Here is a 25,536-nt window from a genome sequence, read left to right as displayed (position 1 = left end):
CGGTTTAAAGCCGTAATCGTACTTTATCGGTGTCATGCTGGAACATATACACACTTTGCACGAGGCCAAAGCCAAGGTATAAGCATGCCGTGGAAGAGCCACCTGCACTAAAAAACGGAAGTGTTACACCCATTACCGGGAGCAAACTCAGGCACATACCAACGTTAAAAACAGTTTGGGATGCAATCATTCCAAAAAATCCGAAACATACATAAGTGCCTAACGAATCACTGGATTTTCTGGCACAGTAAAGCACGGTGATAAGCAGTGAAAGAATGAGTAGTAGAATAAGGGTTGTTCCAATAAATCCTAATTCCTCACCAGCAACGGAAAAGATAAAGTCACTTTGCTGAATTGGAACACTGTTGCGAGCAACACGGGGACCTTCAAAAAGACCTCGTCCCCAAAACTGCCCGGAGCCAATCGAGATTTTTCCCTGAATCTGCTGTAATCCAGCGCCAAGGGGGTCAGCTTCCGGATTCATCATATTAATTAATCTGGTTTTTTGGTAATCTGCTAAAACATACTTCCATGCCAACGGAGCCCCAATTAGCATGGCGCCAAAAACTAAGGCGAAGTAACGAAGCTGAATGCCTGCAGCAAAGGACATGGCAAGGAACATGCAGAAAAAGATAACCGCTGCACCGTCATCTCCTTGCATATGAGTGAGCATCATGGGAATGAGAGCATGTACACCCAAAGAAAACACATACAATGGGTTACGTAGCAACCCGCGTTCTTCTAAAACAGAAAGGTGCTTTGGAAAGGTAATCATAAAACCAATCTTCGCTAATTCAGATGGCTGGAACGTGGTTCCCCCCGGCAGTTTAATCCATGCTCTTGCATCAACACCGGATGCGCCAGAAGCAGAGTGACCAAATAATAAAGTGTAAACAATTAGAAAAATACAAAAGCCCGCCACAAGGTACCAGTAATTCGAAATTTCCCGGTAGTTCAGACGGGTTAGAATAATGGCGGCAATATAACCCAGTATTACAGCAACTAATTGTGTTTTAAAGTAGTTTACACTAAAAGCACGGGTTACGCTCGCTACTAAAAGAAGACCATAAACAGATATGGTTATCATTAACAGCCACAAAGGCTTGTTCGTTTTTCGAAAATACATTTTGAACGATTCAAAAGCTCTGGACATAAATTCACCTCGAATCTATTATAGAATGAACGCGTCGAAAGTTCAAGCAAATACTTTTATCCCTGTTCTATCTGTGGTATAATTCTTTGTAAATGTTTTTTAGCAAAGAGTTCTGTTAGCGGCGCAGTTGTTTTTTCGTTTTGCGGACATACTGTATTGGTACGGCTCTTTGGATTCGTTAAGGGAGGATTCTATTTTGCAGATTGTTACAGACTCACCTAAAGAAACCGAGGAGCTTGGCCGCCGGGTAGCCCAACAGTTAAAGGGTGGGGAAGTACTGGCGCTGTTTGGTGGAATGGGCATGGGAAAAACAGCGTTTACAAGAGGATTAGCGGCTGGCCTTGGAATTACATCGGGCATTAGCAGCCCTACGTTTTCTATTGTGAATGAATACCATGGTCGCCTAACGGTCTACCATTTTGATATGTTCCGGGTAGAAAGCTGGGAGGATTTGGAATCCACCGGTTTCTTTGATTATTTGGATACAAAAGCAGTTTTAGTCATTGAGTGGAGTGAAAATATCGAAGGCGCTCTCCCTCCCGATGCAGTCACGATTGAATTGGCCGCAGGAAAATCGGAGCAGGAGCGTATTTTCCGAATTGAGGGATTAGAGCTATGAAGATACTTGCAATAGATTCCACCGCTACCGCGGCGTCGGCCGCAGTGCTGGAGGATGACCAATTACTGGGAGAGTTTTTTATTCACACCAGCTTTACGCATAGCCAAACACTCATGCCAATGGTGCAAAATGTGTTGGATTGTGTAGGCGTTTCCGTAAATGAAATCGATTTATTTGCAGCAGCGGCTGGGCCTGGCTCCTTTACCGGTGTGCGCATTGGGGTTGCCAGTATAAAGGGTATGGCTATGGCCAGTGGAAAGCCCTGCGTTGGCGTTTCTGCATTAGAGGCAATGGCTTATAACATTGCATTGCCGGGGGCAACTGTGTGTGCAGTAATGGATGCCCGCCGTGACCAGGTGTATAATGCGGTATTCCAGTTAGAAGAAGAGGGAATAAAACGCATAATGCCAGACCGAGCAATTTCGATACAAGAATTAATCGTAGAATGTAAAAATTATAGCAAGCCATTATTTCTTGTTGGAGATGGGGCAAAATTGTGCTATAATACGAACGGGTTTCAAGAGCTTGCTGCTGTTCTGCCACCAGAGCCATCGCAATACCAGCGTGCGTTCGGTGTGGGGAAAGCTGCTTTTGGTGCTTGGCAGCGGGGCGAAGCGATTACGGCTTCCGAGCTGCTTCCCATATACCTGCGCTTGCCTCAGGCAGAGCGGGAACTGAAAAAGAAGCTGGAAAATCAAAAGGAGGGCTGAGTATGGTAGTACTGGGAGCTGATCATGGCGGGTTCCGCCTGAAAGAAGCGGTTAAGGATTATTTAGAGAAAAATTCTATCCCCTATCACGATTATGGCTGTTACAGCGAGGAATCGGTTGATTATGCACCGTTTGCTTCAAAAGTAGCCTGCGATGTGGTTGACGGTAAAGCAGATAAAGGCATTTTGTGTTGTGGAACCGGAATCGGTATTTCAATTGCGGCGAATAAGGTTAAGGGGATTCGTGCGGCGGTTTGTACCAATGAATTCTGTGCCGATGCAACCCGCCGGCATAATGATGCCAATATTTTGTGCATGGGTGGGCGCGTAATCGATGAAGAAATGGCCGTAAAGCTAGCAAAGATTTTTCTGGAGACTCCGTTTGAAGGCGGGCGCCACGCTAGAAGAATTGCACAGATAAAGGAAATTGAAGACGGAGAAAAGCTATAAAGGAGTAATTGGATGGAACATCAGGTATTTGAAATGACACACCCCCTCATCCAGCATAAGCTGACTTTTTTGAGGGATAAGAACACTGGCTCGAAGGAGTTCCGTAGTTTGGTAGGCGAAATTGCCATGCTTATGTGCTATGAGGCAACCCGCGACCTTCCTTTGGAAGATACAACGGTTGAAACTCCGGTTGCTACGGCTACCACAAAGGTTCTTTCTGGCCGCAAGCTGGCATTTGTGCCGATTCTGCGCGCTGGTCTTGGCATGGTGGATGCTGTTCTGGAGCTCGTTCCTGCGGCAAAGGTTGGCCATATTGGTTTGTACCGCGACCACGAGACCTTACAGCCGGTAGAATATTACAGCAAGCTTCCGCTTGATACCAACGAGCGCGATGTAATTGTGCTTGACCCTATGCTGGCAACCGGCGGCTCTGCTGTGGATGCTATCACCATTATCAAACGCAGCCACCCCAAAAGCATCAAGTTTATGTGTGTAATAGCGGCTCCCGAGGGTGTGGAGACACTCAGTAAGGCACACCCTGATGTACCGATTTACTGTGCTCATATTGATGACCATCTCAATGAAGCCGGTTATATCATTCCCGGCCTTGGCGATGCGGGAGATCGTATTTTTGGTACCCAGTGATTCCTTTGCCATAATATAAAAGGTAAGAGGCCCTCCCGAAGGCATGGCAGTTATCTGCCAGCTTTCGGAAGGGTCTTTTTGATACCATGCAATCCGTTCGAACCAAATGCAGCACAAAATAATGTTTGATATTGGCAATGGAAGGGCGTTATAATAGAAACAAATATGTAACAGGGAAAGTTTTGAATGAGGAGGATTACAAATTGAAGATTGAGAAAAAGGATTGGGAACGAAAAGAGATATTCGATTTCTTTTCCGAGATGTCAAATCCGTTTTATATGGTTACTTTTACTGTGGACGTAACGCAGCTTTATGATCATGTGAAAAAGCACAATCTATCATTCTATTATTCTTTTATTTATCTGTGTAGCAGAGCGATTAATTCAATAGAAGCATTTCGGTATACGCTACTAAATGGGGAATTACATTTACTCGAGGAGCGGATTCCAAGCTTTACCGATTTAAAAAAGGGGAGCGAGCAGTTCCACATTGTAACCATTCCCTGTACCGGCAGTATGGAAGAGTTTTGCCGTACAGCGGCACAAACGAGTAAGGCACAAACCTGTTTTATCAATACAGATAACGATACCAATAATTATATTTATTATACCTGCTTGCCTTGGGTAGAGCTTACCGCTTTGTCCAACGAGCGCGACATGAATCCCGATGATGCCGTACCGCGCATAGCATGGGGAAAATATAAAGAAGAAAATGGCCGCAAGCGCCTGAACCTATCCATAGAGCTAAACCATCGTTTTGTAGATGGTTTGCATATCGGGCGTTTTTACGAAGCATTAAGCCAATTGATTTCTAAGCTCGATACATAAAACCAGCCAGCCCTTTCCAAACCTTACTTAAAATAGAATAGAAAACCGGCGGTTCCTCTTCCTTTAAAAGGGGATGCCGCCGGTTTTATTTCATCGTACTATAATTAGTCAGAACGTCTATAACCGTTTAATAAAGTTACCGCTAATATCTAGCCTATCATTTATAATAATGAAGGCCTGGGGGTCAATGTCCCGTACGATTCGTTTCATACGATTAATCTCAAATTTAGAAACCACCGTCATAAAAATATACGACTGCTCGTGAGTGTAAGCGCCATAGCCCTGCCAGCAGGTAACACCGCGGTGCAAAAGCTGAACAATTGTATCTGCAACCTCAGGGTGTTTGGTAAAAATCATAGCACTCGATTTGATATTCTGGTAATGGGTTCTGTCCACCACCAAAGAGGTTGCCGCAGAGAAGATAATAGAGTATACCACAACTGCTGCTTCAAAACGAAATAGGCAGTATAAGAAGACAATACTGCTAACGGAAATACCAAGCTTGCCAACACTCATATTGGGGTATTTTTTCGATAAATAAACTCCAATAATATCGGTTCCGCCACCAGAACCTCCGGAGCGAAGTGTGAGGCCAATGCCGGAGCCGGCAATCAGACCACCTATGATACATGCTGTTAAGTAATCTTCAATCAGCGGAGTTGTTGGTACCGGAATAATGGTCATCGCCATTGACTGGGATGCTACCGTGAGCACTGTTTTTAAAAAGAATGTACGGCTAATTTCACGGTAAGCAACAAGCATCAGTGGAATATTTAAGATTAACATCATTACGCCGGCTAAATTAAAGGTTTGCGGAATATTCAGGTGTAGTACATTAATAGCAAGGTCAGAGAGTACTTGAGAAATACCAACAAAACCACCATTGTACAATTTAAGAGGAACGATAATGGTGTTCAGGTTAGCAGCGCAGATGATTCCTCCCAATATGGAGAAAAAGAAGTTCGGAAGCATTTGTAGGTGTTCTTTGCGCAATATGTGCGATTTTTGCATGAATGATCCCCCTGATTTTATATCTAATTCCATTATATCGGCAACATAAAAGAAGTCAAGGGAAGAAATGTATGACTAAAAAATAACTATTTTATCAATATTATGTAAAGTAAGTTTTGGAATATCAAAAAAAATATTTTACTTTTATAAAAAATATGTTATAGTGGGTGACAGTGTTCCTGATATATTAAAAAAGGAGTGGATTCCCCGGGATGAATAGCCCGAATCATGTACTAATTGGGATGATTGTATATGAATATGTGTCTGCAAAATATGGTGTTCCGCTCAACAAAGCGAGTTTCTTAAAAGGAAATACCTGCCCGGATCATTCTCTCTCTTTCCTCAGGCCACACCGCATGCGTTATTGCAAAGATATGGTCAAACGTAAATTAGGCCGTACCTGCCGCTTGGAGTGGGAGGATGAAAACCGCCGACTTTCCAAAAAACTTGGGGTGCTGTGCCATTACTATTCGGACTTTTTCTGTTTGGCTCACAGCTCTAACTACACTGGAACGTTAGCTGAGCATATTCAGTACGAACAGAATTTGTTATTTTACATGGGCGACCACATGGAGTATTTTAAGGGCATAGACTTTGTGCCTGAAATAGAAGTTCCTATGACCGCAAATGAAATTTATGAACATATGCACGAGCGCGTTCAGCAAAAATACAGCCTCAGGCAAGATTTCGAAACAGAGCTGTTTTTTGCGATTCGCTCTTGTATTGAAATGGTGTTATTTGTGTATTATCAGGGTCGTTGCCTGGCAGAGCCAGCTGTACAGCCCTAAGATTCTTTTCGTATTTAATCTTCAAAGAAGAAAGGCACACGTTGTAATTACGTGTGCCTTCTATTGTTTTCGTAATTCCAATGCTTTATATTTTAGAAGAAAGAAATAAAAATAAGTCTCATAACAAGGTAAAAAGCTTCGTTGAGCCGTGAATTTATGACTCCATTGATGACAAATTACGACAATTATGCTATACTAATTATTAAGAAAAGTATATTGAGTGGTTAACGTCGCTCTTTTCGTCAAGAGGAATTGCCGCTCAAAATAAAATAAAGCCAGAAAGAAAAGGAGTTATTTTATGCAAGATGAGAAAAATCAGCAGCATAATAGCGAAACTGAGCCGAAGGACCCATATGAATTCGTATTTATCGATCCGAATTTAATTCGTAGTGCGGCTGCAACCGTGAAGCAACAGCAGGAAGAGTTGCAGGAGCTGATTGTAAGAGCGGAAGAAGAGGATGACATTGAAGCAAAAATGCAGCTTGCACAATGCTATTATAGAGGGGTAAGCGGAGCTGAAAAAGACGGCGACAAGGCCTTTTACTGGTTCCAGAAGGCTGCTGAGCAAGGTGATATTTCTGCCATTTACTATATGGGTGCTTGCTATGAGAATGGTATTGGCGTAGAAAAGGACGAAAAAAGAGCGTTCGAGCTCTACACGGAAGCCTCGGAGGAAGGCTTACCGTCTGCAAAATGTGCTTTAGCGCTTTGCTATGAAGTAGGCATTGGGGTGGAAATTGATAAAGAAAAAGCACTGGAGCTTTACCAAATCTCCGCAGATTTAGAGTATGCTCCGGCACAATGCAATCTAGGCTTTTTCTATTACCATGGTATTGCTGTGGAAGAGGATAATTACCAGGCTATGGAATTATTTGAAAAGTCCGCAGAGCAAGGGTACCCTCGTGCACAGTTTTTGCTGGCGGAATGCTATGAAAACGGTTATGGCGTTGATAAGGATATTGAGAAGGCACTCGAATTGTATGCGGTCGCAGCTGAGGACGAATATCTTCCTGCGCAAACACGTTTGGGTATGATTTACTTAAACGGAATTAATGTAGATGTTGACGAAGACAAAGCATTTGAGTGGTTAACAAGAGCGTCAGATAATGAGTATGGGCAGGCACAGTGCCTTTTGGGTGAATGCTATGAAAATGGCTGGGGCACCGAAGAGAATATGGAAAAAGCAATTGAGCTGTATCGGCTTTCCGCAGCGCAAGACTATTCTCCCGCACAATGCAATTTGGGCTACTTATATTATACCGGAACCGGTGTAGAGGAAGATAATGTTGAAGCCGTACGCTGGTTTAAAATTGCAGTAGAAAATGGTAATATTCGTGCGCAGTGCCTTCTTGGCTTGTGCTATGAGAATGGCTTTGGAATTGAACAGGACAAAGAAAAGGCCGCTGAGTTGTACCGTGCATCTGCGGATGCGGGGTATGTCCCCGCACAGTGCAACTTAGGTTACTTATATTACATTGGCTCCGGGGTGGAAGAGAATAACGAAGAAGCGGTTCTTTGGTTTACCAAAGCGGCAGAGCGTAATTACCCTCGTGCGCAGTATTTTCTTGGTATCTGCTATGAAAATGGCTATGGCATTGAAAAAGACCCAGCTCGCGCGGCAGAGATGTATCTTTCTGCCTCTGAAAGCGAGTACATGGAGGCTCAATGCGCACTTGGTGTTTTATACGAGTATGGCAATGGTGTAGAAGAGGATAAAGCAAAAGCGGTTGAATTGTATCGCAAATCCGCCGATAAGGGGTATGCTCCAGCGCAGTGCAATTTGGCGTTCTGCTATTTAAACGGAATTGGTGTAGAGGAAGATAAAGAACAGTCACTTATCTGGTTTAATAAAGCGGCAGAGCAAAACTTCCCCCGTGCCCTGTGCCTGCTTGGCGAGTTCTACGAAAATGGCTACGATGTAGAAGTTGATAAAGCGAAGGCGGTAGAATATTATACGCTCTCGGCAAATCAAGGCTATATTCCGGCACAATGCAATTTAGGTTTGTGCTACTACCTTGGTATTGGCGTTGAAGAAGACAACGCAGAAGCATACCGCCTGTTCTCCCTTGCGGCAGAAAAAGGTTACCCCCGCGCTCAGAATTTGTTGGGTGAATGCTATGAAAATGGTTACGGTGTAGAGCGAAATATTGAGACTGCTAAAGAGCTATATGAACAGTCTGCCGAACAAAATTACCCGCCTGCACTCTATTCTTTAGCGAACCTGTATTATTACGGGCATTCGGTGGAAAAAGATCCTGCAAAGGCATTTGAGCTATATAGCAAAGCTGCCGAGTTTGACCATTCCCGCTCTCAGCGTATGCTGGGTGTGTGCTATGAATATGGCTACGGTGTAGAGAGTGATCTGACAAAGGCAGTGGAATACTACCGCATTGCAGCCGACAAAAATGACGCCGATGCGCAGTGTGACCTTGGCCTCTGCTATGAGATGGGAGATGGCGTTGAGGAAAATAAGGAAAAAGCGATGGAGCTGTACCACCTTTCTGCCGAACAGGGAAATGCTCGTGCGCAATGCAATATAGGCTTTTTCTACTACCACGGTATTTTTGTAGACGAGGATAATGAAAAAGCTGTTTACTGGTTTGCTAAATCGGCGGAACAGGGCTTTACCCGGGCTCAGCATCTCTTGGGTGTTTGCTATGAACATGGTTGGGGCGTAGAGCGCAATCCGGAGCGGGCAGTAGAGCTTTATCAAATTGCAGCAGATAAAAAACATGCTATCGCACAGTGTGACCTTGGCTGGTGCTATGAAAACAGTGTGGGTGTAGAAAAGGATAGAGTTAAGGCGATAGAGCTGTATCACCTTTCAGCAGAACAGGGTTATGCTCGTGCTCAGTCTAATTTAGGGATTTGCTACTACTACGGCAATGGAGTAGAGGAAGACAATGACCAAGCTTTTTACTGGTTCTCCAAATCTGCCGAACAAAATCATCCTCGTGCTGTGTATTGGATGGGTGTATGCTACGCAAATGGCTACGGCACCGAAAAGAATACCGAAAAAGCCTTAGAATGGTACAATAAAGCTGCGGAGCTCAATGACAGTTTAGCTTTAAATACCCTTGGGTTCCGCTATCGAGATGGAAGAGATGTTCAGAAGGACAGTCAAAAAGCAAAAGAGTTTTTTGAAAGAGCCATTCAGGCAGGGCATGTGGGTGCCTTGGTGAGCCTTGGCCGTATGTATCGCTATGGTGATGGCGTTGAAATTGACTTCAAAAAGGCAGTTTCTTATTTTCAGCGGGCAGTAGAAAAAGGAAATGATGTTTCTTATGGTAATTTGGCAGACTGCTATGAAAGCGGAGAAGGCGTAGAACAGGATTATGCAGAAGCGTTGCGCCTGTTTGGGCTTGGCGCGGAGCGAAACGATGAGACTGCAATGTACAGCATTGGTCAAATATATGAAAATGGACACGGTGTAAAGCAGGATTATGTGAAGGCCGCAGAGTGGTATCGTAAAGCTGTGGAGTTAGGCGAACATCAATCCTGCTGCCAGCTCGGCCTTTTCTATGAAAAGGGTCTGGGTGTTCAAAAGGATATGGAAAAAGCGAAGGAATATTATCGTAAAGCAATCGAACTCGGCAATGATCAAGATGCCGAAAAGGCACTGAAACGCTTAGAGAGCAAAAAAGGCTTTTGGGGCAGTTTGCTTTCCCTATTCAAAGGCGACAAATAAGGCGTAAATTCAAAAAGGCTGGAAAGAGTATAAAATCTCTTTACAGCCTTTTTTATTCAATGTAACGTACATGAAATAATAAAACCAATGCTTTCAGATAATTATTCTTCAAAAATAAGGCAAGATAAAATAAAGCAACTTTTGAGGGTGTATAATATCTTGATTTTACATGAATTTAGTCTGAATTTCGTTACCGGAAATCAACAGAATAATGCTATGATAGGGTAACGGTAAGTCCGCAATGAGGGAGGAGACGTTCTCATGGAAGATAAAAAGAAAAACGAAGCTGCGTCCCCACAGAAAATGGCAGAATTACAGCACTTGGAACTCAAGAATTTCTATAAGCAGGCAGACGAAGAGGTAAAAAAGGAGCAGGCGGAGGATTGCCCCGGCTGCTATTACCCGCAGGCAGAAGATGACGAGAAGAAAAAGCTGAGCAAAGAATGTGCGCAGTGTTTTTATCAGACAGACGACGAACCGGAATCGGACGGAAAAAATCGCTGAGAAGCAGAAAAGGCTGCATCTTTCTATATAATGTGCAGCCCTTTCTTTTGCTTATTTACATACAAGGGGGAGCTGGCGTGAAGCTGGAAGAACTAAAAACACCGGGCGGTGAACGCCTTACGCGCATTGTGCAGGAGATTGTTCCTGGCAAACAAATCACGATGGCGCACGTTATTTGCAGCCCTGACCCCGTTATTTACCAAAAGCTCGGGCTTGACCCAAGGGTGGATTATGTGCATGCGGCGGTAGGGATTATTACCCTTTCCCCGAGCGAAACAGCAATTATTGCAGCAGATATCTGCATGAAAAAATCAGCAATCGAAATTGGCTTTATAGACCGTTTTAGCGGAACGCTGATTGTTACCGGTAGAATGGCAGATGTTATTGTCGCGTTGGAATCGGTACTGGAGTATACCGAAACGGTAATGGGCTTTACCGTGTGTAATTTGACAAAGGCATAGGTGTTAACATTGAAAAGAATTATTTTAATTGGCAGAGCAGAATGCGGCAAAACAACTTTGACACAAGCACTGCGAGGCCATAAATTGCAATACCATAAAACACAAGCAGTGAACCGGCACGATGTTGTGATTGATACGCCCGGTGAATATGCAGAAAATCGGGAGCTTGCAAGAGCTCTTATTTTGTACTCTTACGAAGCGGATGTAATTGCATTAATGCTCAGCGCTACGGAGGACTATTCTCTTTTTAGCCCCAATATAGCGGCTGGCGCGACGCGCCCGGTAATTGGAATCGTAACCCAAATTGACCAGGAAAATGCAAGGCCGGATCGTGCAGAGGCTTGGCTGCGCTTGGCTGGCTGTAAAATGGTATTTCATGTAAGTGCATTTACAGGAGATGGTATTGAGGAGCTGCTCACCTATTTGGATGCAAGCTCGGCCGCCGATGAAAATGTCTGAATTTTACCTGTGGATGTTTGAAATTCACCGGAGTTATTTACGGAAAGGAGCGGCTTTACTTGGGAAAAAACACCAAAGTGTTATTACTAACAGGGGATTTTACTGAGGATTACGAAATTATGGTTCCTTTTCAGACATTACAGACCTTTGGAGTGATTGCAGATGCAGTAACTCCCGGAAAAAGAGCAGGAGAGTACATAAAGACAGCGATTCACGATTTTGAGGGCGACCAAAGCTATACGGAGAAGCCCGGGCATCGCTTTTTACTCAACGCAAGCTTTGATTCTTGCAGTGTGGCTCAATACGATGGTCTGTATCTTACCGGTGGTAGGTGCCCGGAATACCTTAGGTTAAATCCCAAAGTCATCTCGCTGGTTCAAGCGTTTTTTCAGCAGAGAAAGCCCGTTGCCGCCATCTGCCATGGAATACAGATATTAACGGCTGCAAAGGTAGTAAAAGGGCTTCAATTAACGGCATACCCTGCAATCGAGCCGGAGATCGAGGCCGCAGGAGGCGTTTATCTTCCTATGGATGCAAACCAGGCTTACCGAGATGGCAATTTAATTACCGCTCCGGCGTGGCCGGCTCACCCGGCTATTTTACGCACTTTTTTAAAAGCATTGGGAGTTACGGGCTTCTAAATGAAGGCAGGCAAGCGAAAGTAAATAGTAAGAATGCAAAAACAGCAGGCAAAAATGAAGCCTGCTGTTTTTGCATTCTTCAATAAAAAAACCAAAATGGTTCTGTTTGCGTTCTGTTTTTAGTTTGTATTTTACAATTTTATGTCTGGATTGTGTTAGTGTGCGAAAGGAAATATCCCTTATAATGAGAGCGAAACAAAACAGCATCAATATCCACGTTCTGCGTGATTCAACGATTATAAGGGAGGTTGTAAAATGTTAGCGAAAGGTTTTTCACAGCCCACACAAAGGGTAGAGAAGCTGAAAAGAATGATTCTGGACGCGACACCCTATGTGGAGTCGGAAAGAGCGATGCTTGTCACCGAGTCTTTCAAAGAGACAGAAGGTCTTCCGGTTATTCTCAGAAGAGCGAAGGCGGTTGAAAAGATTTTTAATCAGCTGCCAATTACCATTCGGGATGATGAGCTGATTGTAGGTGCCATCACAAAAAATCCCCGCTCTACTGAAATTTGCCCCGAATTCTCTTTCGATTGGGTGGAGAAGGAATTTGAAACCATGGGCAGCCGTATCGCCGACCCATTCCAAATTCCGAAAGAGACTGCCGCTGAGCTTCACGAAGCATTCCAGTATTGGGAGGGCAAAACTACAAGTGCATTGGCAGATTCGTACATGTCTCAGGAGGCAAAATCCGCTATTGCAGCCGGTGTGTTTACGGTTGGTAACTATTTTTATGGTGGTGTGGGTCACGTTTGCGTTGACTACGGCAAGGTTATGCAAATCGGTTTCCGCGGCATTATTACACAAGTAGTAGAGGCCATGGAGAAAATTGACCGCACTGACCCGGAGTACGTCCGCAAAGAGCAGTTCTATAAGGCCGTTATTATCTCGTACAACGCGGCGATCCGTTTTGCCCATCGTTACGCAGAAAAGGCCAGAGAGCTTGCGGCTACCGAAGCAAATGCCAATAGAAAGGCAGAGCTTCTGCAAATTGCAAAGAACTGTGAACGTGTGCCGGAATACGGAGCCACTAATTTCTATGAGGCCTGCCAATCGTTCTGGTTTGTGCAGATGATGCTACAAATCGAGTCCAGTGGTCACTCCATTTCTCCTGGCCGTTTTGACCAATACATGTATCCTTTCTATCAGGCAGATAAAGACATAACTCCGGAGCACGCACAAGAATTAATCGATTGCATCTGGATTAAACTCAATGATGTGAATAAAACACGCGATGAGATTTCGGCTCAGGCTTTTGCCGGCTACGCGGTTTTCCAGAACCTGTGCGTTGGCGGCCAGAACGAAGAGGGACTCGACGCCACGAATGAACTCTCTTATATGGCAATGGAAGCCTGTGCACACGTTCGTTTGCCTGCTCCTTCCTTCTCCATTCGTGTATGGCAGGGCGCACCGGATGAGTTCTTGTACAGAGCTTGCGAGCTGGCTCGCCTTGGCATGGGTGTTCCCGCAATGTACAACGATGAAGTCATTATCCCTGCTCTGGTAAACCGTGGTGTTACCCTGCGCGACGCCAGAAATTACTGCATTATTGGCTGTGTTGAGCCGCAGTGCCCGCATAAGACGGAAGGCTGGCATGACGCCGCATTCTTTAACGTTGCGAAGGTGCTCGAGATTACACTCAATAACGGCAAGGCCGGCGGTAAGCAGCTTGGTCCGGTTACCGGCGAAATGACCGGTTGGAAGAGCATAGCCGACTTCTTTGCAGCGTTCAAAAAGCAGATGGAATATTTCGTCCATTACTTGGCGGAAGCCGATAACTGCGTTGATATTGCTCACCGTGAGAGAGCCCCTCTGCCGTTCCTTTCCGCATTGGTAGATGATTGCATCGGCCGCGGCAAATCCTTGCAGGAGGGCGGAGCGATTTACAACTTTACCGGCCCTCAGGCATTCGGTGTGGCGGACACCGGCGACTCTGTATATGCCATCCAGAAGCATGTGTTCGAAGAAAAAAGCGTTACAATGGAACAGCTCAAAGAAGCTCTTGATGCGAACTTTGGCTACCCAGTGAATGCTTCCCGCGCAGCCGCTCCCTCTGGCAACGCCAGTCAGGATACAGAGCTTAAGGTATACGAAGCAGTGAAAAAGATTTTGGGGAATGCCAGCACGATTAATCTGGCAGATATTCAAAAGAAGATCTCTGCCATGGATTTCTCCGAAACCACCGGTGACCCCGGCAAATACGACCATCTTCGTCGTATGCTGGATGCTACCCCCAGCTTTGGTAATGACGATGATAACGTGGATATGATTGCCCGCAAGTGCGCACAGATTTACTGCTTTGAAGTAGAGAAGTACCGCAACCCCCGCGGTGGTCAGTTCCAGGCTGGTGTTTACCCCGTATCTGCCAACGTGCTCTTCGGTAAGGATGTTGCTGCCCTGCCCGATGGCAGATTGGCAAAACAGCCTTTGGCAGACGGTGTATCTCCCCGCTCGGGCAAAGACAACAAGGGGCCAACAGCCGCTGCGAATTCCGTTGCCAAGCTCGACCACTTTGTGGCTTCGAACGGTACACTGTATAACCAAAAGTTCCTGCCCTCCGCTGTTGCGGGAGATAACGGTCTGAAGAACTTTGCAGCCGTAGTCAGAAGCTATTTTGACCATAAGGGAATGCACGTTCAGTTCAACGTTATTGATAAAGAAACACTGCTTGCCGCCCAAAAAGACCCCGATTCTTACAGGGACCTTGTTGTTCGTGTGGCAGGGTACAGCGCACATTTTGTTGTTCTGGCAAAAGAAGTGCAGGACGACATCATCAACCGCACGGCGCATACATTCTAATCGGCAGGCAGTCGGGTGAAACCCATGAAGCGCTGCGCGGGAAAGCATCACTCAAATGAAATGAAAACCAAGGGAGTTGTGAGAATGCCTTCACCAATCGATTATAGCGCCACCGGTACCGTGTTCAATATGCAGCGATACTCCATCCATGACGGACCGGGGATTCGTACAATCGTATTCTTAAAAGGCTGCCCGCTGTCTTGCCTTTGGTGCTGCAATCCTGAATCACAGAACCCAAAGCCGGAGGTAATGTACCAGGCCTCACTTTGTATTCACTGCGGTAAATGTATTAAGGCTTGTAAGTTTGGAGCAATAGACCCCGAAAATACAGGGCTAGTAAACCACACAAAATGCGTTGCCTGCGGGGAATGCGTAAATGTGTGCCCGACCGGTGCGCTGACCATGAAAGGCCAGCGCCTGACCGTGGAGCAGGTAATACAGGAGCTAAAGCGCGATGAAACCAATTATCGCAGGTCTGGCGGCGGAATTACACTGTCTGGCGGGGAACCCTTGCTGCAGAGCGGTTTTGCAGTTGAACTGCTGAAGGCTTGCCACGCAAAAGGGTGGAATACAGCTATTGAAACTACTGCATATGCTTCTGCCGAAGCAATTGAAACCGTATTTCCTTTTATCGATTTAGCTCTGCTTGATATTAAATCGCTAAATAATGAGATACATAAAAAGGTTACCGGAGTCTCAAATGAAATTATTTTAAAGAATGCAAAGCGGATTTCAGAGCTGACGGAGACCGTGGTGAGGGTGCCTACCATACCAGGAGTAAATGCAAGCCCAGAAGGGATTAAGGCTATATGCGAATTTGTACTCACACTGCATCAGGTAAAAACCATCCATTTGCTGCCCTACCATACGTATGGAGAAAATAAATATGAGCTACTGGGCAGAGAGTACCAAATGGAGGAGAAATTGTCGCTGTCAGAAGAAGAGGTTGCGCATTTGAAAAAGATTGTAGAGAGCTACGGTTTAAACTGTGTTATCGGTGGATAGCAAATTTAAGAGAAACGGAGGATAGACAATGGATCAGCAATTAATTGAGAAAGTGATTAATCAGGTCGCTGAGGAGCTTAAGCAAAAGCCAGAGGAAGCTTCGAAAGCCTCCACTCCTGCCTGCTGTGAGGCTTTGGGGGTGACGGAGTTTGTTGGTACTGCAATCGGCGATACGATTGGTCTTGTAATTGCAAGTGTAGACCCAATGCTGGTTGAAAAACTGAACTTGGGCAAATACCGTTCTATCGGAATTATTGGCGGAAGAGTGGGCGCAGGCCCGCAGATTATGGCCGTTGATGATGCCGTAAAGGCAACCAATACGGAGGTTATCTCCATTGAGCTTGCCAGAGATACCAAAGGTGGGGCAGGCCACGGCAGTTTAATTTACATTGGTGCAGATGATGTTTCAGACGCAAGAAGAGCGGTAGAAATTGCACTTGCCAGCCTCGATAAGTACTTTGGCGATGTGTATGGCAATGAAGCCGGCCACTTAGAGTTCCAGTACACAGCAAGAGCAAGCTACTGCCTCGAAAAAGCATTCGGCACTCCTCTTGGCAGAGCGTTTGGTATGGTGTGCGCCGGCCCTGCGGCAATTGCCACAGTTCTAGCCGATGTTGCCGTAAAAGCCGCTAATGTAGAGATCGTAAGCTACAGCTCACCCTCTCATGGCACCAGCTATTCAAACGAAGTAATTCTCACCTTCACCGGCGATTCCGGCGCTGTGCGTCAGGCAGTTCGTTCGGCAATTGAGGTGGGAAAAAAGCTGTTGGGCGCGTTGGGCAGTGAAGCAAAATCGAGCACACAGCCGTACATTTAAAGTAAGCGCCGGCAAAAAAGCCGGATGATAACAAAGGAGGATCCATATGAATTCAGATGCATTGGGCATGATTGAAACCAAAGGCCTAGTAGGAGCGATTGAAGCCGCCGATGCTATGGTAAAGGCAGCAAACGTTTCTTTGGTTGGGTACGAAAAAATCGGTTCCGGTTTGGTAACCGTAATGGTTCGTGGCGATGTTGGTGCAGTAAAAGCAGCAACAGATGCCGGAGCCGCCGCCGCCAGACAGGTTGGCGAGGTTGTTTCTATCCATGTCATTCCCCGCCCACACTCCGACACAGAAAAGATTATTCCCACAGCAGCTTCCAAGTAATAGCGAGTTAAAAGCCACGGCAGGTGCGGGTAGAATTTACCCCTACTTCATTTTACCCGCACCCATTGCCGGGCGTTAAATTCATGTAACATTTGATTGCGGAAAGGGGTTGTAATCTTTGCTGGATCATGAGCTGCTCAAGCAAATGGTATTAAAGGTAATCCAGCAGTTGGGAGAAGAAAACCTTCTTCCGCCTTTGCGACAGAAAGCCTGTTACCTTATTTTACCGGAACGCTGGCAAGACGATTATTTCGTAAGGCTGGGCGCCCTTTCGGTTCCCCATGATTATCAGGCAGTATTTGTATTGCCCAAAGCACTTTTTAACGATTACTACCTACAAAAGCTAAAAGAACTTTTCCCCGCTTGCTTGGTAATAGAGCAGGAGCATGCACTAAAAGAGCAAAGGGAAGAATCGTTCACGATATACCCTTTCCCCAGCAGGGAATTAATGGCCAAAACCGCACTTTGCATTGAGGATTCCTTTGAAACGAGGTGGGTAGGCCAATGTTTTTCGCAAGGGAAAAAGGTAGTAATGCTACAAAGCGGTATGGAGCCGCTTAGCGGAAAAGAACCCAAAGCTTACCGAATGAAAATAGAACATTATATCCGAACATTATCGGAATTTGGAATAGAACTCAATCAATCATTTATCTTAAACGAGCAACCAAAAGCAACGCCAGAACAGGCAATTACAAAACAGCAGAAAAAAAGAGTTATTACAGAAGCCGACCTCATCACCTGCCAAAAGGAAGGTAGGCTAACCTTGCAGGAGGGCGACATTATTACCCTATTGGCTAAGGAAAAAGCCAATGAATTGGGGATTCAGATTCACCGGGTGTAAGCCATAAAGAACAGGAAACGAGGTGGCCAAATGAACGACGCATTGGGTCTGGTTGAAATCAAAGGTCTTGCCGCGGCAATTGCCGTAGCTGATGCAATGGTAAAAACCGCAAATGTGGGTCTCATCGGCATAGAAAAAGCAAAGGGCTTTGGTTGGATAACAATTAAAATAACCGGTGATGTAGGTGCCGTTACTGCCTCCGTGCAAACAGGCAGGGCTGTGGCAGAGCAAAACGGCCAGCTCGTGTCTTTTAAAGTAATTCCTAGACCAGCGAAGAGCATTGGAGAGGTATTCTGTAAAACTACGCAGGAGCCGCCTCCTGAAGACCCGGAACCGGCTTCGTCGTTACCAGAGTTGCCAGAACCAGATTCACAATCAGAACCCATGGTAAACACGGATGAGCCGGAGAGTATTGCTATGCAGGAAATACCAGAATCAGCAGTAGAGGAAAAGGCTTACTTGCAGCAAAAGCTTGTCATACAAAACGAAGCTACATTAGAGGCTGCATTAATAGAACGAGAGCAGAACCAAATCCCAGTAGATAATCAGGTAATAGAGCCTGTTATGGAGGTCGATGCTCTGCATTCCGAAAGCGAAGCGAAAGAGGAATTGCAGATACAGGCAGAGGAGCAAAAAGAATCTGCTACGGAACAAGAAGCCGCAAAGCCCGCTAAAAAGGGTAGACCGGCAAAGTCACCGGGGCGTCCTCCCAAAAACAAGAAAAAACAAGGGGATTCCGAAATTGCACGTCCAGAGGAGGGGAGTAGATGAATACACAGCAGATTGAAGCCTTAGTCAGCCAAATATATCAGGAGCACCTAAGTGAGCAAACGCTGAAAAGCGGTGTCTTTTGCTCGGTGGATGATGCAGTTGCTGTTGCTTATAGTGCATATCAGCAGTATTCTCTGCTCACATTGAATCAGCGCCAGCAAGTTATTGATGCAATCAAAGTGGATTTATTTCCACTTGTTGAGAGGCTGGCTCAAATGACAGTTGAAGAAACCGGAATGGGAATCGCAGAGGATAAGAAAAAGAAGCTCCTTCTTGTCCTTGAAAAAACCCCGGGAACGGAAGATTTGATTACAGAGGTAAAAACCGGAGACTGCGGTATGACGCTGTATGAGCTATCTTCTTATGGTGTGGCATGTGCGGTACAGCCCTGTACCAATCCCTGCGAAACGCTAATTTGCAACACCATTGGTCTTCTCGCAGCTGGTAATGCAGTCATTCATGTTCCGCACCCAAGGTCGTTGCTTGTATCTCAATATGTAACGGAGCGGATTAGCCAAACAATCAGCCGAACCTGTGGAATTGATAATTTGGTTTCAACCCTCACAGAAACCTCGATGGCGGTCACTCGTGAACTAATGAATCACCCGGATATTCCCTTGGTAATTGCTACGGGAGGAGCAGGAATGCTACGGCAGGCAATGGCCTGTGGGAAAAAGGTGATTGGAGCTGGCCCTGCTAACCCAGTAGCCATTATTGATGAAACAGCAAATTTAAAAAATACAGCGCGAGATCTTGTTTTTAGCTGCTCATTTGATAACAACCTAACGTGTATCACAGAAAAAAGCATTGTGATTGTAGATTCAGTCGCGGATGAGTTTCTGTGTGAATTGCAAAAGCAGCATGCCTGCTGTGTTCAAGATGAGCAAAAAATGCTACAGCTAACGCTGGCTGCTATAACACCAGAGATGGCACCGAATAAAGCCTTGGAGGGCAAAAGTGCAGCTGAGATTCTTTCTGCCGCGGGGATGCAATGTGATAAAACCGTGAAGCTGATTGTGGTAGATACGGCTCGTCAGCATCCGTTTGTAACAGAAGAGCTGCGCATGCCACTCGTTCCACTGGTGCGTGCTAAGGATTTTGAGCAGGCCGTTGAGTTCGCCTGCGAAATTGAACAAGGGATGCGCCATACGGCAACCATTCATTCTCAGATGATAGAACGACTAAATTACGCTGCTCAAAAACTGCAAACAGCGGTGTTTGTGAAAAACAGCTCTGCGCTTGCTGGCATTGGGTTTGATGGCGAAGGCGATACTAGTTTTACCATTGCAACTGCAACCGGAGAAGGTACAACTACGGCCCGGCATTTCTGCCGAAGAAGAAGATGTACACTAGCCAACGCATTTACGATTCGCTGATAGAACAGGAGGAACACCTTTGCACAGCATCTACTTAAAAACGAAGATACATAGCGGAATCGGTTCTTTACAGGTTCTATCGAAGTATAAAGACCAGAAGATATTTTTAGTTTGCGATAATTTCTTGCTCAAAAATGGGGGCGTCCGTCAACTTTTAGAGGTAATAGATTCTACCTGCGATGTGAAAATATTTCATCAGGTTGTACCAGACCCACCTTTAGACACAGTGGCAAAAGCGTTGGCACAATTCCAGCACTTTGCTCCGCAGGTGATGATTGCCTTAGGTGGTGGCTCTGCCATTGATACCGCTAAGGGCGTTCTGTATTTTTCTAGACAAATGTCCGGCAGTTCTCACGTAAAGCTCATTGCAGTACCTACTACAAGCGGAACAGGGTCTGAGGTTACCTCTGTTACAGTGCTTACCGATACGCATTCGAAAATAAAGCACATGGTAGTAGAGGAAAGCATAATGCCGGATGAGGCAATTTTAGATGCTCGCTTGGTGCTCTCCGTGCCGCCCCAAATTACTGCTAACACCGGCATGGATGTATTCACTCATGCACTGGAGGCCTATGTGGCAACAGGTTCCAATCCTTTTTCGGATGCAATGGCTGAAAAAGCCGTAGAATTTGTACGCTCTTCTCTCTTTACTTGTTACAGCAAAGGGGATGATTTGCAGGCAAGAGGGCAAATGCACGAAGCTTCAACTTTTGCCGGTATTGCATTCGATAAAGCGGGTTTGGGTCTTTCGCATAGCATTGCACATCAATTGGGCGGCATTTTTCATATTCCTCACGGTTTAGCCAATGCGATAGTTTTAAAGGATGTGGTGCTGCACAACAGCAAAGATCTGAAGGTTCGCAGCAAATATGCAAAGCTTGCTTGTCACACTGGTATTTCATCCGCAAATAAAAATGAAGAAGAGGCAGTTTGGGACTTGGTTCGTTGTATCGAACACTTCAAATTCCAAATGAAAATGCCGGGAACTGTTCGAGATTGTGGTATTTCTCGAAGAGATTATAACGAGGCAATGCCTACTCTGGCAATCAACGCATTAAAAGATTGGTGTATGACGTCAAATCCGACAAGAATCGAGCCGGAAGATATAGCAAAATTATTAAATTCGATATATTAGTCTTTCCTTATTAAACAAGGGTATATATAATGAAGCTGTGACTTCAATTACTATATTCTTGAAGGAAGGGATGTTACCTATGGAAATGACAGAGAAACCAAAATTTCAACCCGGCTTCCAAACGATTGCTGAAGAAGATGGCTCCATGAGCAATTTCAGTATCGCACGTCTCTTTGGCATCAAGGTTTTAGAAAATATTCAAGATAAAATAGCAAAAGCAACAGGTCTTGCGTTTGTAACGGTAGATTATCGGGGTGAGCCCATTACAGAAATGACTTCGTTTACACCTTTTTGTCGGCAGGTTCGCAAAGAGGAAAGTGCCAAGAGAATCTGTATGTCTTCAGATGCGTTCGGGGCGATACAGGCAGCAGTTACGCAGAAAACCTATGTCTATTTTTGCCCTTGCGGACTTATTGAAATTGCTATTCCTATTATTGTACGAGGACATTATCTCGGTGGTTTTATTGGCGGGCAAATTCGCTGTGAGGATGCCCCAAAGGACATTTGCCGGTTAGAAAATGTACTCCACCACGACCGCAACCACAGAGAAGACCCCAAAATGGATGCGTTGTTTGATTCTATTGCAATTTATCCATACGAAAAGTTTTTTCACATTGCAAACTTAGTTTCTTTGATTGTAAATCAGCTTGCGGAAAAGGAACTATCTCGATTGGTCCTAAAGGAAGATCTCGATAAAGAACTGGAGGCACTTAACGAGCAGAAAAAAGAGAAAGAAGCCGAGCTCGCTGCCCTTAAAACGCAGATGAATCCGTATTTTCTGTTCAAGAGCCTGAATGCAATTTCGAATCTATCTGTGATAGAGGATGCTCCCCGTACCAACCGAGCGATTAATTTGTTCGCAGAATTTATGAAGTTTAATTTTTCTGAGACTAGGGATAACGTTTTCGTAAGTGAAGAAATAGAAAATCTGGAGCGCTATTTAAACATTCAAAAAGAGCGTATGGGTGACCAGCTGCAATATGTTCTTGACATTGCGGAAGATTTAAACATGCAGAAAATCCCGAGCCGCATATTGTTGCCTTTTGTGGAGCGAGCTGTATTTTATGGTATAGGCCAAAAGAGGGAACCTGGTATACTACGCATTACTGCACAGTACCAAGGGGATGATGTTGTATTCAAAATGGAGGATGACGGTCCGGGCTTTAGCGACAGAAAAATCGCTCAGCTGTTTAAGCAGTATAAAGGTTCCTATGAAGGATCTTCCATTGAAGCAAGTATCGCTTTTTCCCGCCAGCGGCTGATAAGTTCCTTTGGCAGTGAATATGACGCAGTGATAAAGAGCATAGACGGAGTTGGCACTACCAGTATAGTTCGTTATCCGAAAAACTTTGATGAAAAGGCTAATTGATATGTATAAGATATTGATAGCAGATGATGAACAGCTCATGCGGGATGCTTTACAGATAATGATTGAAAAGGTGCCCGGATTTGAGGTCGCGTTTTCCGTAGGCAATGGGGAAGACGCCGTAGAGCTGTGCCGTAAGGAAAGGCCGGACATAGTTTTTATGGATATCATGATGCCCGGTATGTCTGGTATTGAGGCTAGCAAACGAATCTATGCCAATAACCCTGAAATCACAATATACATATTGTCTTCGTATAACCATTTTGATTTTGCAATAGAAGCATTGCGTGCAAAAGTGAAAGAGTACATATCGAAACCGGTATCCTGCGGGACAATTCGTACTTTACTCGAAAAATTCAGTCATCATGCACAACCTGAGCTAATCTGCTGGAATATGACCTTGAAGGTCCTAAAAGAAAAAGACTTTAAGCAAATGTATTATCAGGTTCCCGAAATCGTTCAGGAGCTGTTTCGCACCTGCGGCGTAAACCGCGAGCAGGTAACTACCGCCGCCGAACAGCTTGGCCAAAATATACTGAATCATTTGGGGCACATTTCTACTCGGTCGGTTGATTGTGCAGAGCTATTTCCGCTCAGCGAAGCGTTTCTTGCATCTCCCGCAGGAATGGAAATTTGGCTCTTCCGAGTTATGGATTATGTTTTGCAGCAAGAAAGCATTCGCAAGTATGAGCTGCTGCAAAATGTATTTGCGTATATGAATGCACACATTCAGGAGGAAATTGGCCTAACACAGATTATTGAAAACTGTGCAGTCAGCCAAGGGTACCTTAGCCGCATCTTCAAAAATTGCCTGAATGTAAGTGTGATGGAATACTTGCATTTAAGGAAATTGATGCTCGCAAAAGAGCTCTTTCAATACACAGACTTGAGCATTGCAGACGTTGCATTTCGGTTAGGTTATAACGAAAGCGGCTATTTTAGCAAGGTATTTAAAAAATACGAGAATAAAACGGTGTATCAATACAAGAAAGCCGCTGGAGTAACCTCCGAGCGGTAGCTCTCAAGGGCAGGTGAAAACGATGAGTGATTATCTGGTGACTTCTGAATCCGTTACCGAGGGGCACCCCGATAAGGTGTGCGATCAAATATCGGACGCGATTTTGGATGCTTACCTAACCAAAGATCCGCATGCCAGAGTCGCGGTAGAAACAATGGTATCTCCCGGCGTAGTGATGATTGCCGGAGAAGTTACCTCTTGTGAAAAAGTCAATGCGGAAGATGTAGCCCGCAGAGTTTTACAAAACGTAGGCTATACGGAAGTGAAAAAAGGGATGGATTACCGTACCTGTATGGTGCTTACCAATTTAAATACTCAGTCTACGGATATTGCGAGAGGGGTAGACGGCGAAAACCAGCCGGTTGGCTCTGGCAGCTGCCTTGGAGCAGGTGATCAGGGTATTATGTATGGCTACGCGTGTAACGAAACGCCTTCCTACATGCCCCTCACCGCAGAGCTGGCACATAAACTGACCAAACGGCTGGCAGAGGTACGACACCAGGAGCTTTTACCGTGGCTGTATCCAGATGGAAAATCTCAAGTCACCATACGGTATTCTCAGAGTGGAAAGCCGCTTGAAATTACCAGCATTGTTGTTTCTGCACAGCACGATGAGGCAATTGGGTACGAGTACCTGCAAGACGCCATTTTAAATGAAGTGATACACGGCGTGATTGATTCCAACCTCCTTAGTTATCATACGAAAATACATATTAACCCTACGGGGCGTTTTGTTACGGGTGGCCCGGCGGCCGATGTGGGCCTTACCGGCAGAAAAATTATGGTAGATACCTACGGCGGTACAGGGCGACACGGCGGCGGTGCTTTCTCAGGCAAAGACCCAACAAAGGTAGACCGTTCTGCGGCGTACATGGCTCGTTATGTGGCTAAGAACATTGTGGCGGCGGGCTTAGCGGAGCGCTGCGAGGTCTCTTTGGCTTATGCCATTGGCTTGCCTGAGCCGGAGGCGGTAACGGTGAATCCCTTTGGTACACAGCGTATTTCCCTGGATGACCTGAACCAAATTGTAAATGAGGTATTTTCGTTTTCCGTCTCCAGCATTTTAGAACAACTAGAGCTTTGTAAGCCTCAATTTTTAAAGACAGCGGTGTATGGACATTTTGGTCGGGAAAATCAAGGCTTCCGGTGGGAAGAAACCGATAAAAAGGAAGCCTTGCAAAGTAAAGCGGTGAATTGTATTCGCAGTATGTTTCGTTAGTCAAAAAGGAAGGGTTGAGAGGAATGGATTTATTTGCATTGGCGGCGGCTTTTGGCGGGGGAGTTTTGGGTGCGATTTTGGGAGCACTACCGGTATTCATTTTAACAGGTGTGTTTGCAGTAGTAGGCGGCTTGATGGGTATGGCGGGAATCGCCGAGTTATCCGTTGGCAGTATCACATTCGGTTCTATGCTGGGGCCGCATATTGCGTTTGCCGGTGGTGTTGCTGCTGCGGCCTTTGCGGGTAAAAAGAAGCTTATTCCCAATGGAGCAGATATTTTATATTCTCTGAATGGCACCGGCAGCTCCGCAGTAATATGTGTAGGCGGAATGTTTGGTGTAATGGGGTATCTTATGAAGTTCCTCTATGGGGATATTCTTCACCTGAAAACAGATTTACCTGCTATTACGGTGATTACACTTGCCATTATTACACGCTTGGTGTTTGGTAGCACCGGGTTATTTGGCAAATATGAAGGGGAAGAAAAAAGAGCATGGGTACCCACGGGCAACCCGCTGGTATATAACATTCTGCTCGGGTTAGGGGTTGGTGTAGCTGTGAGCGGCGTAGCAGTATCGCTCTTGTCTTCGGGTGCCCCCAAAGAGGCGATGGCAATGTTCCCAATTGCCTGCTTTGGCTTGAGTGCGGTTAGCCTTATTTTTGTGCAAACGGGTTTTGCCGCTCCCGCAACTCATCACATTACATTGCCGGCGGCATCCGCAGCGGTAATGACCGGTAATGTGTGGGTTGGTGTTATCGTGGCAATTTTCTGCACCGTATTGGGAGATACACTGGCAAAAACCTTCAATAGCCACTGCGATACCCATATCGACCCACCCGCATTTACCATTTTTGTCAGCATGTTTCTTGTCAACGGGTTCTTTGCATAATCAATCCGTTTTGGAA

25 protein-coding genes are annotated in these 25,536 nt (G+C 45.4%); 23 read left to right on the top strand and 2 right to left on the bottom strand.

Features of this window, described 5'->3' with window-relative positions:
- Positions 1–4: 4 nt before the first annotated feature.
- Entirely contained in the window at positions 5–1,153 is a 1,149-nt protein-coding gene (locus CAN90_RS09385; protein WP_085833569.1) for an FtsW/RodA/SpoVE family cell cycle protein, read from the bottom strand.
- Between the two features lie 196 nt (positions 1,154–1,349).
- Here CAN90_RS09385 and tsaE point away from each other — a divergent pair, with 196 nt between their 5' ends.
- The 5 genes from tsaE to CAN90_RS09360 all read left to right on the top strand — a co-directional run bounded on the left by tsaE (position 1,350) and on the right by CAN90_RS09360 (position 4,403).
- Positions 1,350–1,772 (top strand): tRNA (adenosine(37)-N6)-threonylcarbamoyltransferase complex ATPase subunit type 1 TsaE, encoded by a 423-nt coding sequence (tsaE, locus tag CAN90_RS09380; RefSeq protein WP_085833568.1) that lies wholly within the window; start codon positions 1,350–1,352, stop codon positions 1,770–1,772.
- Positions 1,769–2,482: a tRNA (adenosine(37)-N6)-threonylcarbamoyltransferase complex dimerization subunit type 1 TsaB gene (gene tsaB, locus CAN90_RS09375; protein WP_085833567.1), complete on the top strand. Its 714-nt coding sequence runs from the start codon at positions 1,769–1,771 to the stop codon at positions 2,480–2,482. The genes tsaE and tsaB overlap by 4 nt, the downstream gene beginning before the upstream one ends.
- A gap of 2 nt (positions 2,483–2,484) precedes the next feature.
- Positions 2,485–2,931, top strand: coding sequence for a ribose 5-phosphate isomerase B (gene rpiB, locus CAN90_RS09370; RefSeq protein ID WP_085833566.1), 447 nt, complete (start codon positions 2,485–2,487; stop codon positions 2,929–2,931).
- A gap of 12 nt (positions 2,932–2,943) precedes the next feature.
- Entirely contained in the window at positions 2,944–3,576 is a 633-nt protein-coding gene (upp, locus tag CAN90_RS09365) for a uracil phosphoribosyltransferase (RefSeq protein WP_085833565.1), read from the top strand.
- 203 nt (positions 3,577–3,779) lie between these two features.
- Positions 3,780–4,403 (top strand): CatA-like O-acetyltransferase, encoded by a 624-nt coding sequence (locus tag CAN90_RS09360; RefSeq protein ID WP_200807582.1) that lies wholly within the window; start codon positions 3,780–3,782, stop codon positions 4,401–4,403.
- A 117-nt stretch (positions 4,404–4,520) separates the two neighbouring features.
- Here the strand turns inward: CAN90_RS09360 and CAN90_RS09355 are convergent, their stop codons facing one another.
- Positions 4,521–5,414, bottom strand: coding sequence for a YitT family protein (locus tag CAN90_RS09355; RefSeq protein ID WP_085833563.1), 894 nt, complete (start codon positions 5,412–5,414; stop codon positions 4,521–4,523).
- Between the two features lie 212 nt (positions 5,415–5,626).
- Here CAN90_RS09355 and CAN90_RS09350 point away from each other — a divergent pair, with 212 nt between their 5' ends.
- The 18 genes from CAN90_RS09350 (at position 5,627) to CAN90_RS09265 (ending at position 25,520) form a co-directional block, all read left to right on the top strand.
- Positions 5,627–6,202: a zinc dependent phospholipase C family protein gene (locus CAN90_RS09350; protein ID WP_085833562.1), complete on the top strand. Its 576-nt coding sequence runs from the start codon at positions 5,627–5,629 to the stop codon at positions 6,200–6,202.
- Positions 6,203–6,500: 298 nt separating this feature from the next.
- Entirely contained in the window at positions 6,501–9,890 is a 3,390-nt protein-coding gene (locus CAN90_RS09345; protein WP_085833561.1) for an SEL1-like repeat protein, read from the top strand.
- A 261-nt stretch (positions 9,891–10,151) separates the two neighbouring features.
- A complete protein-coding gene (locus CAN90_RS09340; protein WP_085833560.1) occupies positions 10,152–10,394 on the top strand; it encodes a hypothetical protein in 243 nt (80 codons plus the stop codon).
- A gap of 77 nt (positions 10,395–10,471) precedes the next feature.
- Positions 10,472–10,855 carry a BMC domain-containing protein gene (locus tag CAN90_RS09335; protein ID WP_085833559.1) on the top strand — a complete coding sequence of 128 codons (384 nt, stop codon included), beginning with the start codon at positions 10,472–10,474 and terminating at the stop codon, positions 10,853–10,855.
- Positions 10,856–10,864: 9 nt separating this feature from the next.
- On the top strand, positions 10,865–11,314 hold the full coding sequence (locus CAN90_RS09330; protein ID WP_085833558.1) for a EutP/PduV family microcompartment system protein: 450 nt from the start codon (positions 10,865–10,867) through the stop codon (positions 11,312–11,314).
- Between the two features lie 59 nt (positions 11,315–11,373).
- Positions 11,374–11,955, top strand: coding sequence for a DJ-1/PfpI family protein (locus tag CAN90_RS09325; RefSeq protein ID WP_278335044.1), 582 nt, complete (start codon positions 11,374–11,376; stop codon positions 11,953–11,955).
- Between the two features lie 255 nt (positions 11,956–12,210).
- Positions 12,211–14,751: a glycyl radical protein gene (locus CAN90_RS09320; RefSeq protein WP_085833556.1), complete on the top strand. Its 2,541-nt coding sequence runs from the start codon at positions 12,211–12,213 to the stop codon at positions 14,749–14,751.
- An 84-nt stretch (positions 14,752–14,835) separates the two neighbouring features.
- Positions 14,836–15,756, top strand: coding sequence for a glycyl-radical enzyme activating protein (locus tag CAN90_RS09315; RefSeq protein WP_085834330.1), 921 nt, complete (start codon positions 14,836–14,838; stop codon positions 15,754–15,756).
- Between the two features lie 28 nt (positions 15,757–15,784).
- On the top strand, positions 15,785–16,573 hold the full coding sequence (gene pduB, locus CAN90_RS09310; RefSeq protein ID WP_085833555.1) for a propanediol utilization microcompartment protein PduB: 789 nt from the start codon (positions 15,785–15,787) through the stop codon (positions 16,571–16,573).
- 46 nt (positions 16,574–16,619) lie between these two features.
- The gene (locus tag CAN90_RS09305) at positions 16,620–16,904 is read left to right on the top strand and encodes a BMC domain-containing protein (RefSeq protein ID WP_085833554.1); all 285 of its coding nucleotides are present in this window, start codon (positions 16,620–16,622) and stop codon (positions 16,902–16,904) included.
- A gap of 118 nt (positions 16,905–17,022) precedes the next feature.
- Positions 17,023–17,745 (top strand): hypothetical protein, encoded by a 723-nt coding sequence (locus CAN90_RS09300; protein WP_085833553.1) that lies wholly within the window; start codon positions 17,023–17,025, stop codon positions 17,743–17,745.
- 30 nt (positions 17,746–17,775) lie between these two features.
- Positions 17,776–18,516 (top strand): BMC domain-containing protein, encoded by a 741-nt coding sequence (locus CAN90_RS13880; protein ID WP_085833552.1) that lies wholly within the window; start codon positions 17,776–17,778, stop codon positions 18,514–18,516.
- On the top strand, positions 18,513–19,892 hold the full coding sequence (locus tag CAN90_RS09290; protein ID WP_085833551.1) for an aldehyde dehydrogenase: 1,380 nt from the start codon (positions 18,513–18,515) through the stop codon (positions 19,890–19,892). The genes CAN90_RS13880 and CAN90_RS09290 overlap by 4 nt, the downstream gene beginning before the upstream one ends.
- 19 nt (positions 19,893–19,911) lie before the next feature.
- Positions 19,912–21,027: a 1-propanol dehydrogenase PduQ gene (locus CAN90_RS09285; protein WP_085833550.1), complete on the top strand. Its 1,116-nt coding sequence runs from the start codon at positions 19,912–19,914 to the stop codon at positions 21,025–21,027.
- A gap of 79 nt (positions 21,028–21,106) precedes the next feature.
- Positions 21,107–22,396, top strand: coding sequence for a sensor histidine kinase (locus CAN90_RS09280; RefSeq protein WP_085833549.1), 1,290 nt, complete (start codon positions 21,107–21,109; stop codon positions 22,394–22,396).
- A 1-nt stretch (position 22,397) separates the two neighbouring features.
- Positions 22,398–23,411 carry a response regulator transcription factor gene (locus CAN90_RS09275; RefSeq protein WP_085833548.1) on the top strand — a complete coding sequence of 338 codons (1,014 nt, stop codon included), beginning with the start codon at positions 22,398–22,400 and terminating at the stop codon, positions 23,409–23,411.
- 22 nt (positions 23,412–23,433) lie between these two features.
- Positions 23,434–24,630 (top strand): methionine adenosyltransferase, encoded by a 1,197-nt coding sequence (metK, locus tag CAN90_RS09270; RefSeq protein WP_085833547.1) that lies wholly within the window; start codon positions 23,434–23,436, stop codon positions 24,628–24,630.
- Positions 24,631–24,653: 23 nt separating this feature from the next.
- Entirely contained in the window at positions 24,654–25,520 is an 867-nt protein-coding gene (locus CAN90_RS09265; RefSeq protein ID WP_085833546.1) for a DUF7973 family transport facilitator, read from the top strand.
- The last annotated feature ends 16 nt before the right edge of the window (positions 25,521–25,536 follow it).

Source organism: Clostridium merdae (genome assembly GCF_900176635.1).
GTDB lineage: Bacteria > Bacillota > Clostridia > Oscillospirales > Acutalibacteraceae > Faecalispora > Faecalispora merdae.
This window is presented reverse-complemented; position numbering and strand designations above follow the sequence as displayed.